Consider the following 14192-nt stretch of genomic DNA (forward strand, 5'->3'; position numbering starts at 1 on the left):
TGCACGATTCACTTGTAGGGCGGGTACGGGTTCTTCTGCAAAACACCGGCGAGATGTACAGCGTTGCGCGCTGCGGCCTCGGTAGTAGTTGCCACTGCTTCGGGAACATCGTCGAGGTCGTTGTAGTCCGTGCCTTGCATGGCCTCGCCATTCCAATAGGTGCAGCCCTGTGCCGGGATTGAGAACCCTATGTCGTTGAGCGCTTGAAACAGATCCGCGACGATTTTGTGGGCGCCATCCTCGTTGCCCACAACAGCCGCCAGCGCGACTTTGCCGACCATTCTGGGCCGGCCGGCGTCGTCTTCGTCGGACAGCGCGGCGTCGAGCCGCTCCAAGACGCGCTGTGCGACGCTGGACATGTGGCCGAGCCAGGTAGGCGTAGACACCACGACGATGTCTGCGGTCGTGATCTTTTCAAGTAGTTGTGGCCATTCGTCACCTTGACCCATGTCGCTTTCGACGCCAGGCAGCAGCGTCAGGTCGACGCACCGCACCTTCTCGGTGGCGACGCCGACGTTGCTCAAATGGCCGAGCAGCTGGTCCGCGATGAGCTCGCTACTCGACGGCGCCGGGCTCTTTTTCAAGCTGCAGATCAACGCGATGGCGTGCAGAGATTCCGCTGTTGGTGGGGTCATATTGGCGAAGTACCCCAACGCGGCGTGGGCAAACGACAGGTCAGCTGAGGTCTTGAGGGATCCGACTGCCAGCCCTAGCAACAAGTTTCGAAGTAATACTTGTCCCGGACGAGAAACTGCGCCGATGCTGCACGAGAGGGGACTGAGGTTCGATGAGCGTGCCGTGCGTGTTAGCGTCCAGACCGTCAATGCTGGGCGCGCTCGGGCGTGTCTGTTTCCCTCTTACCGCGCTGGTTTGCGGCAGCGGCCCACTGGTGAGCTCTGAATTTGTCGTTGTCGGACTGTAGCTGCGTGTTGTCGGCTTCCAGTTGACTGTTTCGACTTTCCAGGTTCAATATGCGAGCGATGCCCGCCAGGTTGACGCCTTGGTCGACGAGTCCCGTGATCTGTTTGACGCGATCAAGATCATCGTCGCTGTAGCGGCGAGTACCGCCGTCCGTTCGAGAGGGACTCAGTAGTCCCCACCGCTCGTACAGTCGCAGTGTCTGGGACCCAACACCCGATAGCTCAGCAGCCACGGAGATGCCGTACACGCCACGCGCGGCTCGAGATGCTGAATCGTCGCTCAACCACTTCTCCGTCCATCAGCGAACCTATGACTTCTACTTGCCTGAGGCTATCAGATGTGCTACCAAATGATCTATATAAAGACACATAGATTACTGTAATTGTTAAGGCGAGGTAATCGGTATGTCGGACGTTATTAAGCCGCCGCTCGACGGCCAGTCAGCACACCGTCCCGGTGCACCTGCGCGGGCATCTGCTGACCCCGCTCCAGTAAACGGTTTGTCCCTGCTAAACGGCGATGTGCGGGCGTTCGGTCCGGTTGAAGATTCTGATCCCATACAGATGGTGCTTGCCTCCGGAGAGGGGGCGCCCGCCGGGCGGTTCCGATTCTTCTGCGACGGAGAGCGTTGGCAGTGGTCGGAGGCGGTAGCTCAGATGTACGGATATCAGCACCAATCCGTGCCGCTGACCACCGAACTGGTGCTGCGGCATGCTCATCCCGATGATGTCGAGCAAGTGGCTGCCTGCCTACGCCACATCCTCAAGGCAGAGCCTTTCAGTAGCCGTCATCGGATCACCGACACCAACGGGAGAACTCATTGGGTCGTCGTCGTAGCTGATCGCCTGTCCGACAGCGTCGGCACGCCGATAGGCGCCAGCGGCTTCTACATCGATGTCACCGAAGCACTGCAGTCTGACATCAGGACTACCGTTGCGGCCGCTTCGGCATCGCGCGCCCGCATCGAACAGGCTAAAGGAGTACTGATGGCTGCTTACGGCATCTCCGCCGACCGAGCGTTCGACATTCTCGTGTGGCGTTCCCAGCAGACCAATATGAAGCTTCGTGACGTCGCCGATCGATTTCTCGATGCCTACGTCGCCAAATTGTCGCCTGACAGCTTGTTGCGCGTCGACCACGCGTTGCTCACCCTCACTGCTCCCTCCGGTGGCGGCAATTTCTGAACGATCGGCATGCGCCGGAAGGCTGTTCAGCAGCGGCTGCCGGCGAATAATTTTCGTCAGCATGCGGTTGCACGTTATTGCGGGACATGATATATAAAAGCTATGTCTGCAGACATAGATGATCTGCGTCGATCTGGGGAGGTAGAACATGGTGCTGATGCGTACAGATCCGTTCCGCGAACTCGATCGTTTCGCCCAGCAGGTGTTGGGCACAGCGGCTCGTCCAGCTGTCATGCCGATGGACGCTTGGCGAGATGGCGAGCAGTTCATTGTCGAGTTCGATTTGCCGGGCGTTAAGCCTGATTCCCTCGACCTCGACGTCGAACGGAACGTCCTGACTGTCCGGGCAGAGCGCCCCGACGTCGACCAAAGCCGCGAGATGGTGACCGCTGAGCGTCCGCGTGGGGTATTCAGCCGGCAACTATTTCTCGGGGAAAACCTCGACACGGACAAAATTGACGCCAGTTACAACGACGGCGTCTTGCGGCTTATCGTCCCAGTGGCCGAAAAGGCGAAGCCGCGGCGCATCGAAATCAGTCACGACAGCCAACGGGCGGTAATCAACGCGTGACAACGGTCTGCTTCTACGAATGTCGTGCAGCGCAAGGGAGGTGATGCGTCGATAAACGGAAAAGCTAATGGCAATGGTCGTGCCGTCCGCAAATAACCTTGATAGACAGCCCGTCGATAGCGACGTCGCCTGATCGCCTCTCTGAACCGCCTAGTGGACGGCATGACGTCGGGGCCCGGGGTGAGGCGCACATGCTGCCTTGCAGCGCCTCATCCCGGGCTAGACGCGGCCTTCGGCGCTGGTCCCGAAATGACTAACGTCGATGACGCCCACCCGACGAGTGGCCCCCGTCTGCCGATCCACTCGCTACCGTTCGTCGATCACGGTCGTCGGGGGGCGCTGTGCCGCTATCAGGGCGCGGGCGCAAAGCTGGCCACCAGATCCGATCACCGATCAGCGCGAATAACGCCGGGATGACCAGCGTTCGAACCACGAACGTGTCTAGCAGGATGCCGAGCCCCACGATGATGCCCAGCTGGGTCAACACGATCAACGGCAGTACGCCTAGTACGCAAAACACCGCCGCCAAAACGATTCCCGCGCTGGTGATCACTCCGCCGGTGGCCGAGACCGCGCGGATCATGCCGTCGCGGGTGCCGTGGTCGGGGGTGTCCTGGCGGGCGCGGATGACCATAAAGATGGTGTAGTCGACGCCGAGCGCAACCAGAAACAAGAATGCGAACAGTGGTGTGCTGTTGTCTAGCGCCGGAAAACCGAAAAGGTGAATGCTGGTCCAACCGCCCAAGCCAAGCGCAGCCAGCGCGCTGAGCACGGTGGCAACCATCAGCGCGGGCGGTGCGAGCATCGCCCGCAGCAGCACGTACAGCACGACCAATACGACCGCCAGAATCGCCGGAATCAAAACGAGCCGATCTCGTACGGCGGCATCACGAGTATCGAGCGCTTGCGCATCTGGACCGCCCACCAGAGCCGCTGGATCCGCAGTTCGTGTCGACTTACGCAGAGCCGCAACGGTTTCGAACGCTCTGGTGGTCGCTGGAGCGGCATCGATCACCACTGACCACTTTGTCTGTCCGGTGGGCGACGTGCCGGAGGGAGTCGCTGACACAACACCCGGCGTCGCGGTGATGGCCTTCTGCACCGGCCCTGCCCTCTGGGTGGACGCGATCACGACCGTCGGGTCGGATGCACCGCCGGGGAAGTGCGCGGCCAACGTGTCGAATCCGGCGACCGAGTCAGCTCGAACGCGGAACTGCTCGGTCTGGGAGAGTCCGATGCGGGTTCCCAGCAGGCCGAGGGCCAATGCCGCCAAGACGGTAACCGCCACGGCGCACACCGGGCCGGGTCGCCGGCCCACCGCGTTCGCTACGCGGTGCCATGCGCCGGTTGTCGTTGACTGCGAGTCACCGGCGTGTGGAATGAACGGCCAGAAGATGCGTCGACCACACCATCCCAGCACCGGTGGCAACACAAACAGCACGAATAGCGCTGCGACGACAAGTCCGCACGCCGCGCAGATACCCAAACTTCGGGTGCTGGGAGTTACCGCCAAGATCAGCGTCAACAGAGCCAGCACAACGGTGGCGTTACTGGCCAGGATGGCGGGGCCGGCCGCGTGCACCGCGCGCCGCAATGCCCCGCGATGATTGGCCTCGTTGCGCAACTCCTCGCGGTAGCGCGAGATCAGCAACAGCGCGTAGTTAGTTCCCGCGCCGAACACCAGGACACTGGTGATGCCAGAGGTTGAGCCGTCGAACGTAACTCCGGCCGCCTTGGCAACCTCGGTGCCCACCACCGTCGCGACCCGGTCGGCAAACGCGATCACCATCAGCGGCACCAGCCACAACACCGGTGAACGGTAGGTGGCAATCAGCAGCAGCGCGACAACGAGGGCGGTCACCGCGAGCAGGGTTACGTTCGCGCCGGAAAACGCGTTGGCGATATCGGCACCGAACGCGGGCCCGCCGGTGACGTGCGCGGTCAGCTCTGATGGCAGTCCGGCGGCCGCAACTCGGCGAAGCGTTTTCACCGCGTCGCTGAGGTCGAACCCGGACAACTCGCCGCTCAACGGCACGGTCGCGATTGCCGCTTTGCCGTCGCTCGATGCAATCATCGGCGACCGCGGGCCGGGAGGTGCTTGCGGGATCTGTTGCATGCGGTTTTGCGCCAGCTCCACCGCCGACAAATCAGCAGACGTCAGCGCCGATCCGTCGTTGCGAACGGCCACTAAAATCGCCGAGCTCTGCTCGCCCCCGGGAAACTGATGAAGCGCTGCGGCGGCTCTGGCCGAATCCGAGGAAGTGGGCACTGACACCGGTGACTGTCCAGCGGCGCTATTGCCGCCGCTCAACGCCATCAACGCAGCCGCGACCACAACGACCGCCAGAGCCGCCAGCCACGAACGACGTCCGGTGACGGCGGCGGACAGGCGCTCCCACACCACTGAGAAAGCATTTCATCCATTTAAAAATTAATCAACTGAACAAACTGTTCATATCGCGGTATGCTGCGGTTCTGATGAATCCCGACCAGGGTGCTGACCGGCGGGAGCTGGAAGCACTGATCTCGGCCGACGCGCGTGCTCTCTCGGCCGAATCCGACCAGATCGGCCGATTGTTCGCTGCTGCCCATCAGGTGCACGCCACCGACTTCCGCGCGCTGCTGCACATATTGGTAGCGGAGTCGGGCGGCAGCCCACTGACCTCGGGGGAGTTGCGGCAAAAATTGGGACTTTCCGGCTCCGCGATCACCTACCTGGTTGAACGCATGATTGGCTCCGGTCATATCTGGCGGGACTCTGACGCCGCGGATCGACGGAAGGTGATCTTGCGTTATGCCGATCACGGCCGCGACACCGCTGCTGCGTTCTTCACACCGTTGGCCGCACACACCCACGCCGCGATGGCGGAGGTGTCCGACACCGAGCTGGTCGCGGGGCACCGGGTATTCACTGCGCTCCTAGATGCGATGCGCCGGTTTCAGGACGAGCTCACATCATCAGCGATGTCGCCGCCGCCGGTGTAGTACGCCGCCAGTCAGGCGGGTATACGACACCGAGTTTAAGAGGGAGGAGACGAGCAATGCGTATCTCGACATTCATCGCCACGGCTGCCTCGGTCGCCGTCGTATCGGTAGTCGGCGGATTGGCCAGCGGACCTGCGGTCCAATCCAACTGGTATGCGCGGCTGCGCAAGCCTTCCTATCAGCCGCCGCGACAGGTTTTTCCGGTGGTGTGGCCGGCGCTCTACGCCGATATCGCGGTTGTATCCGCATCCACGATCGACCAGTTGCACGACAGCGATGACGAGAAGCAAGTCCGCGCGTATCAGACGGCACTTGGCGTCAACCTGCTCCTCAATGGCAGTTGGTCGTGGCTGTTCTTCAACCGCCACTATCTGGCCACCTCGGCCGCGGTTGCGGCTGCCTTGACCGCAAGTAGCGCCGACTTGACCCGCCGTGCGGTCGCGGCGGGTGGCCCGCGCGCGGCGCCGTTAGTCCTCTACCCGCTGTGGTGCCTCTTCGCCACAGTGCTGTCGACGCATATCTGGGTACTCAATCGCCGGCGCCGGCCCATTTCACGATGACCGTTGAACCCGACGGCATCGCCAGGCGCAAGCGTCGTCACATCGACGTGTGCCTCGACGGCGACGTCAACTACACGGGTGTGACCACCGGGCTGGAACGTTATCGATTGCCCTACAACGCATTGACACAGACCAGCCTCGCCGACATCGACCTGTCGACTGAGTTCATGGGCGCGTCGTTGCGTGCGCCCCTGCTGATCGGAGCGATGACGGGCGGCGCCGAACTTTCCGGCACCATCAATCGAAATCTGGCTGCCGCCGCGCAGGAGTTGGGCATCGGAATGATGCTGGGTTCGCAGCGGATCATGCTCGACGACGTCCGGGGTGAACAGGCCGCAGCCAGCTTCGCGGTCCGCGACGTGGCTCCGGACGTATTGCTGTTCGGCAACATCGGCTTGGCACAGTTGGCCAAGGAAGCGGTACCGAATATCGCGGAGGTACTCGATCGGGTTGATGCGAATGCGCTCGCAGTGCACACGAATCCGCTACAGGAGGCAATGCAGCGACACGGTGACACTGACTTCGCTGGATCGCTCAGTCATCTGTACGACGTCGCCGATGCGCTTGATTATCCGCTGCTGCTCAAGGAGGTCGGCCATGGTATCGGCGCCTCGGGTGTCGCGGAGCTGACTCGGTCGGGTACCGATTTACCGGTGGCTGCCATCGATGTCGCGGGTGCGGGGGGCACGTCGTGGTCGCGCGTCGAACAGCTGGTCCGCTACGGGGTGGTGCGCTATCCCCATCTCGCCGAGTGGGGTATCCCGACCGCACAGGCCGTCATCGAGGTGCGTGAAGCGCTGCCTAAAATGCCACTGGTCGCGTCGGGCGGCATCCGCACCGGCATGGATGCAGCCAAGGCCATCGTGCTCGGCGCCGACGTAGTCGCAATCGCAGGCCCTCTTCTCGAGGCAGCGATCGAATCCGCTGTCGCCGTGACGGATTGGCTGCAACGCTTCATCGACGAACTTCGCATCTGCTTGCACGGCTGCGGCACCCCAGGGCTGACGGCGCTGCGTGCTATCCGGTTGACACCTGTCGCGTGACGCCATGGCAGTAATTCTCGCTTACGTGTCACCGACGCTGGGCCATCATTATCCGGTCAGCGCGTTGTTGTCGGAACTGGCGAAGCGCGGTCATCATGTTCACCTTCGCACCATGTCGTCCCAAGTGCCGACGATGCGCAGGCTCGGCTTCCACACCGAGGCTGTCGATCCGCGAATCGAGGCCATCCGCGGTCATGACTGGTCGACGCAGGATGCGCTGAAAGTATTGAAAATGTCGATCGACGTCCTGTGTCGACGGGCTGTGCTCGAAGTCGACGATCTCCGGACTGGTATCAGCCGGGCACGGCCCGATGTCGTCATCGTCGATGCCAACTGCTGGGGTGCGATGGCGGTAGCCGAAGCCTGCGGGATCCCCTGGTTGGTGTTTTCGCCGTTCACTCCGTACTTGAGGTCACGCGGAGTGCCGCCATTTGGCCCTGGCTTGCGACCCTTGCCTGGGATCGCCGGCACTGTTCGCGACATGGCGATTCGACCATTCGTACGGCATCTTTTCGACCGGCCGACTTTGCCGCGTGTCAACGCAATTCGCGCCGACGTGGGTGTGCCGAGCGTTCGGTCGGTGGACGAGTTGATGCGCCGGGCACCCATGCTGGCAGTCGGTGGCGAACCATTCGAGTACCCGCATCCGGGCTGGGGTGACTCGGTACACCTCATCGGTGCCTGCGCGTTCGAGCCGAATCCGGCAGTGGTGCCCGGCTGGATGGCCGACATTGACCAACCTGTCGTCTTGGTCAGCACGTCTTCGATCGAGCAAGCCGACGCAAACCTGGGGCGCGTTGCGTTGCAGGCGCTGGCGGACGAGCCGGTTCACGTCGTTGCGACCTTTCCGGCCGGTATCCCAAGGGATCTCCCGCAAACGTCCAATGCCAGCGTATGCCGGTTTGTGCCACATGATGTCGTGCTTGACCGGGCGATCTGCGCCGTAACGCATGGAGGAATGGGTACCACGCTGAAGGCGCTCGACCGTGGAGTGCCAGTCTGCGTCGTACCCTTCGCACGCGATCAGGCCGAAGTCGCGCGACGCGTCCAGGTGGCGCGCTGCGGCACCCGGCTGCCGGCGAAGCGGCTCACGCCCGGCCGCCTTCGGGCTGCGGTGCGGAAGGCGGTAGCGATGGCCGACGGTGCGCATCGTGTCGCCGCCGGATTCGCTGCGACCGGTGGCGTGGCCCGAGGAGCCGATTTTGTCGAGCATTGCGCCCTCAATTCGGCGACAGAATGGAACGTGTAGCCGGGACATACCGTGTCGTGAGTGAGTCAACTTCAGGTGTTGCGCGGCCGAGCGGTCGCTTTACTACGACGCTTAACGCCCGTTGACGGCTTTGGCCGCGGTGCAGTGAGTTCGGCCTCAAACGTGGACATCGCTTCGATCATCGCCGCGAAGACGCGATGCGCAGCGACGAGGTCCCCGTCGCGTAAATCAGCGACGGCGGAACGCAGATGGGCGCCGAGCGGTTCAAAAAACGCGCGACCCAGCGCCATGCCTTGGGCCTCGTAGCGGAGCAGCGACTTACGGCGATCCGCCGGGTCAGGGTCCCGCCGGATATGCCCCGCCTCGATCATCCGGTCCACCAGATAAGTGATAGCTGCCGGCGACACGTCCATGCGTTGGCGAAGCTCCGACAAGGTCAACGGATCGCCTGTTGTCTCGGCCACCATGATGTGCAGTAAGGCTTGGCAGTCGCTGCTGTTGACCCCGTTGTGACGCGCGAAGTACCGGGCAATGCGATCGGATTGCGCAGTAATTGCCCGCATATCGACCGACATCAGCTTTTCCAGCTCCGCCCGGCCTGGCGGTGGATTCTTTACGCGCCGCTTGGTCACCTGACCGCTTCCTACTCAGCGATACATCGACAGCGTATCTGGAGCACGTTGAAGCGGCCGGTACACCCGTCACTTGATCCAGCGTGTCGCGTGGCGGTAGCAGTACATTACGACGCGAATATTTACATGAGACGAGCCCGGCGCGGCGGCCACAGCCGACACCACCATAGAAGGGCTATGGTGACGGCGCCCTGACATCAGTCAACGCAAGCCGTTCTACAGCGGCGTTCACCGAATCGATGATGGGCAACGAACCCTCGTAATTCAGCACTCGTAGCAGATGTTTCACTGCGTCGCCGGGTACGACCATCCACGCAAGACCGATCCCACGGCAGTGCTCGTCGATGCCGAGAAGTGTGCGCAAGCCTGAAAGGTCGAGGAAGTCGACATCGCTGAGGTCCACGACGAACTTCTGTTGCGCTTTAAGAGGTTCGGCGACGAAGGCTTGGAAGTGATTGAAGTTGCTGACATCAATCTCACCGGAGACCTCGACGACGGTAAAGCGCGCAGGGCCTTGCACGTGGAGTGAATAGGCCAGCGGGCCGCGCAGTTGCTCGCTGTGGCAAACACGGCGGGATCTTGAGGTTTGGGTTGGGGAACGCCCCTGGATATCCGACATTCGCGACTCCCTGTGACCGACTTGTCGGGGCTGCTAGACCACAGGCTGCGAGTTCAACCCTCTGTCGATAGTACAGGTTGTAACGACGGGCCGGCGCGGAAGCAGTCCGCACAATCTATTTCATATTCTTAACTATTAAGCAGAGTAAGGTGGCGGGTGTCGATGTCGGGGGGGAAGGCGAGGCTGGCGTCCATGACGATCGCGATGGCGCTGTTCACCAGGGACCTTCGAGTCCGCGACAACCCGGTGCTGACCGCCGCACACCAAGCCGGGGGAGCCGTAACGCCGGTATTTGTGCTCGACGACGCGATACTCGCCAGCAGCTACCTCACGCCGAACAAGGCTGCATTCCTCAGTTCGGCACTTCACGAACTCGACGATGAATTACGCCGAATCGGTGGGCGACTTATCCTGCGCCACGGCCAGTTAGTGACCGAGGTTGTGCGGTTGGTCCGCGAACTGTCAGTTACTGATGTTCACATCGCCGCTGATGTCAGCGCCTACAGCCAGCGGCGCGAGCAGCGGCTGAGTGACGCTCTGCAGAAGCAAGGTTGCCGGCTCACCGTGCATGCCGCCAGCGTGACGGCATCCGATCCCGGTGCGATAGCTCCGGCAGGCTCTGACCACTTCGCTGTCTTCACCCCGTACTACCGACGATGGAGCCGGACGGGTGGACGCAAAGTGTTGACCGGACCACGATCGCTGACGGTGCCTGAAACGCACAGTGAGGCGCTGCCCGATGCCGGAGAGCTCTGCGCCGGTCAACCGTCGCCGCAGTTGGCCGTCGGTGGGGAACGGACCGCGCGCCGACTGTTGCAACGTTGGCTTTCCGGCCCGGTCGATCGCTACGACGCTTGTCATGACGACCTGGCGGCCGATGCGACGTCTCGGTTGTCTCCGTATCTGCATTTCGGGTGTCTCTCCTCAACCGAAGTCGTGCAACGGACCGGTCGCGCTACCCCGGGACGCGAAGCGTTTGTCCGCCAACTTGCTTGGCGCGATTTCCACCACCAGGTCCTTGCTGCCCGTCCCGACGCGTCGCAGACGGACTATCGGGCCCGCGACGACGACTGGCGACACGAACCGCGATTACTCGACGCGTGGCGGCAAGGACGCACCGGCTACCCGATTGTCGATGCTGGGATGCGCCAATTGGCCGCTGAAGGGTGGATGCACAACCGGGCTCGGTTGGTCACCGCCAGCTTCCTGGCCAAGAGCATGTATGTCGATTGGCGGCAGGGAGCCGACCACTTCATGAGCCTGCTCCTCGACGGGGACATTGCCAATAATCAGCTGAACTGGCAGTGGGTCGCAGGCACTGGCACAGACACCCGACCCAACCGGGTACTGAACCCGCAGCGGCAAGCAGAGCGCTACGACCCTACCGGCGACTATGTACGCCGCTGGATTTGCGAGCTCGCCCACATCGAGGGCGCACAAGTGCACACACCCTGGGAGTTGGAGTCGCCTCCAGATGGCTACCCCAGCCGGATCGTCGACCACCTCGAAGGTGCTCGCCAGTTCAAGGCTGCGCGCTCCGGCGGAAACTAACAAAGCAGTTGTCACACCGAACGCGTGAGATTTAGCGGTGGGTATTCGGCAGATTTCAATCAGTGCGCTTCAGTGCGCTCGGCTTGTGCACGGCGTCCGAGCCGGTCTTGCTGCTGCGTACCTTGTATTGCGGCTCGTCCTTTGACGCGCGTACCTTCCGCCCGGCCGCCAAGGTGTCGGAGGTGATTTCCTGCTCCACTGTTCCGTGAACCGTCTTGCCATGACTCTTCCATTCGACATCCTCGCCCTTACGGAATTTCTTGCCACCCATGCGTTTCTCCGTTTCATTCATTCGATGGCACAGCGGCATGACAGCTATGCCTCAACCACACCCCGTGGTGATGTCGCGCGCGATGCCGCTGAACACGGTTTCTCGAACCGCAGTGGAGCCGGCCCAAAACAACTGCCCGGCAAGGCCATAAGGCTGAAAGAGTGCACGCTGCCAATAGACAGCCCCGCCGTTGCTACCGGGCCTCGCCGACATTTCCAGCCATAGCCGACCCGGTAATGGAACATCGGCGCGCAGCCGCAGTAGCCGCGGTCTATCGACGCGCTCCACCCGCCACCAGTCAAGGGCCTCACCGGTGTGCACTTGCGCGCCGGCGTTTGGTTGCCGACGCACGCCCAACAGCCGCGCAATTTTGCGGGCCCAGCCTTGAATCGGCCATGCCAACGGCGAAACCGACCATCGTCGCTTTTCGGCGACCATCGTTTCAATGGCTCGCCACAATGAGGCCGGGTCAGCGGCTACCCGATGTTGTCGGACATCGTCGTAGAGGAAACCACCGGACCAGTCCGGATCGGTGGGCAGCGGCTGCGACGGCGCACTGTCGCCATCGTCTTGTGCCCATCGGGTCCGAAGCTCCGGCTCGCGTACACGCGCCAGCGCGAGCGCTACTGCGTGTTCGTAATGCGTCAGCCCGCCGGCGGGCTCGGGAATGTGGCGCGTGATATCGGATTCGGAGCACACCACGTCGTTCTCCAGAGATTCCATTAATGAGACCGCCAGCCGGCGCGGGATCGGTGTGATCAGGTTGACCCACTGGGCCGACAGCCACGGCGTCAGCACCGGTACGGGGATCGCGATGCGCCGCTGCAAACCCGCCACTGCGGCGTACTTGCGAATCATCTCCATATAGGTAAAGCGGTCCGGGCCCCCGATATCAAAGGCTCGGTTTACTGTGTCCGGCAGCTCCGCGGCATGCACCAAGTAGTACAAGACGTCACTGATTGCGATGGGCTGCACTTGAGTGCGCAACCAGCGCGGTGTGACCATGAGCGGCAGCCGCTCGGTCAAATAGCGCAACATCTCAAAGCTGGCGGAACCCGCGCCGATGATGATCGCCGCGCGCAGCTCAACGGTGGGAACGCCCGATTCTCGAAACAGCCGACCGACTTGGGCACGTGAGGCCAGGTGCTCGGAGAGCTCCTGGCCGTCGGCAACGATTCCGCCGACATACACGATGCGCGTCACCCTCGCCTCGACAGCGGCTTCCGCGACAGTCGATGCCGCCCGGTTGTCGAACTCAGCGAAGTCCGCGCGCAGCAGCGAGTGCACGAGGTAATAGAGCACCTGCTGCCCGTCAAGCGCCTGGCGCACGTTGTCGCGGTCGGTGACGTCGCCTTCGACCACCTCTACCTGGTCGCGCCACGGCACATCGTCGAGCTTGGCCGGTTGGCGCGCCAGCACACGCACCGTATGTCCCGCGTGCAACAGCTGTGGAACCAGCCGCGTGCCCAGGTAACCGGTCGCGCCGAACACGACGCACTGCATTCACTCACCCCTTCTCGGGACGGCCGTATGAGCCGGATGCCCGTGCGTGCGCCGGCGTTCCTTCATCTCGGCCTCGAAGACGTGCCGACGCCCGCCAGTGAGCCGGACCCGCATCAGCCGCTCGAGCTCTTGAAAGCAGCGGTAATAGCCGTCGTCGTAGTCTTCGACGATTTGAAAGCTCCAGCGGCCCGGTAGCACGTTGCGTCCGATCAGTTCACCGCTGATGCGCTCGGCGAGTTCGGCCCGGCCAAGTTCTTGAAGCTGAGCCGATGCCTCGTCGAGTAGAAGGTCGGCGCGACCGGTGAGTTGATGAAACGCATACAGGTGCCCGCGCGCCCGCTCGACGGTTTCTAGCGCCTCCGAAACCTTGCCGGCCGCCTGCACGGCGCCGTCAGTAGCGCCGTCGGGACGGCAATGATTGCGTCGGCTGGCGCCGAATGCTGCCGTAGCCTGGGCGTTTTCTCCTGGGCGGCCGGCCGGGTCATCCACGGGCGTTGGCATGTCGGTTTGGTTCTCCCCTACTCGTATCGGCATGACATTCCCCCTGTGAACCCGCTTGAACCCTACTTTCGCCACTAGAGATTAAAATCTTTAATAGTTAAGTAAATGGTCATATCGCGCCGGGTCGTTTTCGGATGCCGTCCAGATCGGCTGGCGTGCAATGGGGTTGGTCGCGTCGAGCCGGGGTAGTCCCAACCCTGATTGTGACAACGACGGACAGGGATGAAGATGCCACTAAACCTAAAGCTGATGTTCAGCGTTGACCGAGTGATCCCGGCGTCGCCGCGCGTGGTGTGGAACACCTTGGTTGATGTTGATGCTTGGCCGCAATGGGGACCGTCGCTGGCCGACGCGCGGCTTGATAGGTCGGAGCGCGGTTTGCAGCTGGGATCAACAGGGCGCTTGCACACGCCGGTGGGCGTCGTAGTGCCTTTCGTTGTCACCGAGTTCGAAGTAGGCCGTCACTGGGCGTGGGCCGTTGCCGGCATGCCCGCAACTCGGCATAGCGTTACCCCGGTCGTGGGCGGCACCCGAGTTACGTTCGCGGTTCCCATGTGGGCGGGGCTTTATTGCCCGGTGTGCGTGGTCGCACTCCGGCGCATCGAGCGCATGGTTGTCGGCGCAGCGCTATAGGGTCACGG

General features: G+C 62.5%; 16 protein-coding genes. 8 read left to right on the forward strand and 8 right to left on the reverse strand.

What is annotated here, in order from left to right; genetic code table 11:
• Positions 1–8 precede the first annotated feature (8 nt).
• Positions 9–635, reverse strand: a complete 627-nt coding sequence (locus AC5Y49_RS06775) for a flavodoxin family protein (protein WP_499886290.1) — start codon at positions 633–635, stop codon at positions 9–11.
• 185 nt (positions 636–820) lie between these two features.
• Complete coding sequence (locus AC5Y49_RS06780) at positions 821–1204, reverse strand: MerR family transcriptional regulator (protein WP_499885154.1); 384 nt, start codon at positions 1202–1204, stop codon at positions 821–823.
• Between the two features lie 280 nt (positions 1205–1484).
• Here AC5Y49_RS06780 and AC5Y49_RS06785 point away from each other — a divergent pair, with 280 nt between their 5' ends.
• Both AC5Y49_RS06785 and AC5Y49_RS06790 read left to right on the forward strand, forming a co-directional pair.
• The gene (locus tag AC5Y49_RS06785; protein ID WP_499886292.1) at positions 1485–2105 is read left to right on the forward strand and encodes a PAS and ANTAR domain-containing protein; all 621 of its coding nucleotides are present in this window, start codon (positions 1485–1487) and stop codon (positions 2103–2105) included.
• A gap of 148 nt (positions 2106–2253) precedes the next feature.
• Positions 2254–2676, forward strand: coding sequence for an Hsp20/alpha crystallin family protein (locus AC5Y49_RS06790; protein ID WP_499885155.1), 423 nt, complete (start codon positions 2254–2256; stop codon positions 2674–2676).
• Positions 2677–2929: 253 nt separating this feature from the next.
• On the opposite strand, the gene AC5Y49_RS06795 is transcribed toward AC5Y49_RS06790, so the two are convergent.
• On the reverse strand, positions 2930–5080 hold the full coding sequence (locus AC5Y49_RS06795; protein WP_499885157.1) for an MMPL family transporter: 2151 nt from the start codon (positions 5078–5080) through the stop codon (positions 2930–2932).
• A 74-nt stretch (positions 5081–5154) separates the two neighbouring features.
• Between AC5Y49_RS06795 and AC5Y49_RS06800 the strand changes: the two genes are divergently transcribed.
• The 4 genes from AC5Y49_RS06800 to AC5Y49_RS06815 are packed head-to-tail and all read left to right on the forward strand — an operon-like array spanning position 5155 to position 8513.
• Positions 5155–5661: a MarR family winged helix-turn-helix transcriptional regulator gene (locus tag AC5Y49_RS06800; RefSeq protein ID WP_499885159.1), complete on the forward strand. Its 507-nt coding sequence runs from the start codon at positions 5155–5157 to the stop codon at positions 5659–5661.
• A 56-nt stretch (positions 5662–5717) separates the two neighbouring features.
• A complete protein-coding gene (locus AC5Y49_RS06805; RefSeq protein ID WP_499885162.1) occupies positions 5718–6221 on the forward strand; it encodes a TspO/MBR family protein in 504 nt (167 codons plus the stop codon).
• Positions 6218–7264, forward strand: coding sequence for a type 2 isopentenyl-diphosphate Delta-isomerase (gene fni, locus AC5Y49_RS06810; RefSeq protein WP_499885164.1), 1047 nt, complete (start codon positions 6218–6220; stop codon positions 7262–7264). The genes AC5Y49_RS06805 and fni overlap by 4 nt, the downstream gene beginning before the upstream one ends.
• Positions 7265–7268: 4 nt before the next feature.
• Positions 7269–8513, forward strand: a complete 1245-nt coding sequence (locus AC5Y49_RS06815; RefSeq protein ID WP_499885168.1) for a glycosyltransferase — start codon at positions 7269–7271, stop codon at positions 8511–8513.
• A 32-nt stretch (positions 8514–8545) separates the two neighbouring features.
• On the opposite strand, the gene AC5Y49_RS06820 is transcribed toward AC5Y49_RS06815, so the two are convergent.
• Together AC5Y49_RS06820 and AC5Y49_RS06825 are read right to left on the reverse strand one after the other, a co-directional pair.
• Positions 8546–9106: a MarR family winged helix-turn-helix transcriptional regulator gene (locus AC5Y49_RS06820; protein WP_499885172.1), complete on the reverse strand. Its 561-nt coding sequence runs from the start codon at positions 9104–9106 to the stop codon at positions 8546–8548.
• Between the two features lie 175 nt (positions 9107–9281).
• Positions 9282–9725: an STAS domain-containing protein gene (locus tag AC5Y49_RS06825; RefSeq protein WP_499885173.1), complete on the reverse strand. Its 444-nt coding sequence runs from the start codon at positions 9723–9725 to the stop codon at positions 9282–9284.
• Between the two features lie 192 nt (positions 9726–9917).
• Between AC5Y49_RS06825 and AC5Y49_RS06830 the strand changes: the two genes are divergently transcribed.
• Positions 9918–11276: a cryptochrome/photolyase family protein gene (locus tag AC5Y49_RS06830; RefSeq protein WP_499885174.1), complete on the forward strand. Its 1359-nt coding sequence runs from the start codon at positions 9918–9920 to the stop codon at positions 11274–11276.
• Between the two features lie 55 nt (positions 11277–11331).
• Here AC5Y49_RS06830 and AC5Y49_RS06835 read toward each other — a convergent pair whose 3' ends face one another.
• From AC5Y49_RS06835 to AC5Y49_RS06845, 3 genes are read right to left on the reverse strand one after another with little or no spacing between them, the layout of a single operon-like run.
• A complete protein-coding gene (locus AC5Y49_RS06835) occupies positions 11332–11547 on the reverse strand; it encodes a hypervirulence associated TUDOR domain-containing protein (RefSeq protein ID WP_499885175.1) in 216 nt (71 codons plus the stop codon).
• A 51-nt stretch (positions 11548–11598) separates the two neighbouring features.
• A complete protein-coding gene (locus AC5Y49_RS06840) occupies positions 11599–13050 on the reverse strand; it encodes a DUF2867 domain-containing protein (protein ID WP_499885176.1) in 1452 nt (483 codons plus the stop codon).
• The gene (locus tag AC5Y49_RS06845; protein WP_499885177.1) at positions 13051–13551 is read right to left on the reverse strand and encodes a hypothetical protein; all 501 of its coding nucleotides are present in this window, start codon (positions 13549–13551) and stop codon (positions 13051–13053) included.
• A 249-nt stretch (positions 13552–13800) separates the two neighbouring features.
• On the opposite strand from AC5Y49_RS06845, the gene AC5Y49_RS06850 reads away from it, so the two are divergent.
• Positions 13801–14184, forward strand: a complete 384-nt coding sequence (locus AC5Y49_RS06850) for an SRPBCC family protein (RefSeq protein ID WP_499885179.1) — start codon at positions 13801–13803, stop codon at positions 14182–14184.
• The last annotated feature ends 8 nt before the right edge of the window (positions 14185–14192 follow it).

This window comes from Mycobacterium sp. NGS62, assembly GCF_059812285.1.

Excerpts from the sequence above, each read along its gene's own strand:
- AC5Y49_RS06805 (WP_499885162.1), top strand. The coding sequence starts at position 5,718 with ATGCGTATCTCGACATTCATCGCCACGGCTGCCTCGGTCGCCGTCGTA.
- AC5Y49_RS06790 (WP_499885155.1), top strand. The coding sequence starts at position 2,254 with ATGGTGCTGATGCGTACAGATCCGTTCCGCGAACTCGATCGTTTCGCC.
- AC5Y49_RS06825 (WP_499885173.1), bottom strand. The coding sequence starts at position 9,725 with ATGTCGGATATCCAGGGGCGTTCCCCAACCCAAACCTCAAGATCCCGC.
- AC5Y49_RS06845 (WP_499885177.1), bottom strand. The coding sequence starts at position 13,551 with ATGCCAACGCCCGTGGATGACCCGGCCGGCCGCCCAGGAGAAAACGCC.
- AC5Y49_RS06850 (WP_499885179.1), top strand. The coding sequence starts at position 13,801 with ATGTTCAGCGTTGACCGAGTGATCCCGGCGTCGCCGCGCGTGGTGTGG.
- AC5Y49_RS06835 (WP_499885175.1), bottom strand. The coding sequence starts at position 11,547 with ATGGGTGGCAAGAAATTCCGTAAGGGCGAGGATGTCGAATGGAAGAGT.
- fni (WP_499885164.1), top strand. The coding sequence starts at position 6,218 with ATGACCGTTGAACCCGACGGCATCGCCAGGCGCAAGCGTCGTCACATC.
- AC5Y49_RS06800 (WP_499885159.1), top strand. The coding sequence starts at position 5,155 with ATGAATCCCGACCAGGGTGCTGACCGGCGGGAGCTGGAAGCACTGATC.
- AC5Y49_RS06830 (WP_499885174.1), top strand. The coding sequence starts at position 9,918 with ATGACGATCGCGATGGCGCTGTTCACCAGGGACCTTCGAGTCCGCGAC.
- AC5Y49_RS06840 (WP_499885176.1), bottom strand. The coding sequence starts at position 13,050 with ATGCAGTGCGTCGTGTTCGGCGCGACCGGTTACCTGGGCACGCGGCTG.
- AC5Y49_RS06815 (WP_499885168.1), top strand. The coding sequence starts at position 7,269 with ATGGCAGTAATTCTCGCTTACGTGTCACCGACGCTGGGCCATCATTAT.
- AC5Y49_RS06785 (WP_499886292.1), top strand. The coding sequence starts at position 1,485 with ATGGTGCTTGCCTCCGGAGAGGGGGCGCCCGCCGGGCGGTTCCGATTC.
- AC5Y49_RS06775 (WP_499886290.1), bottom strand. The coding sequence starts at position 635 with ATGACCCCACCAACAGCGGAATCTCTGCACGCCATCGCGTTGATCTGC.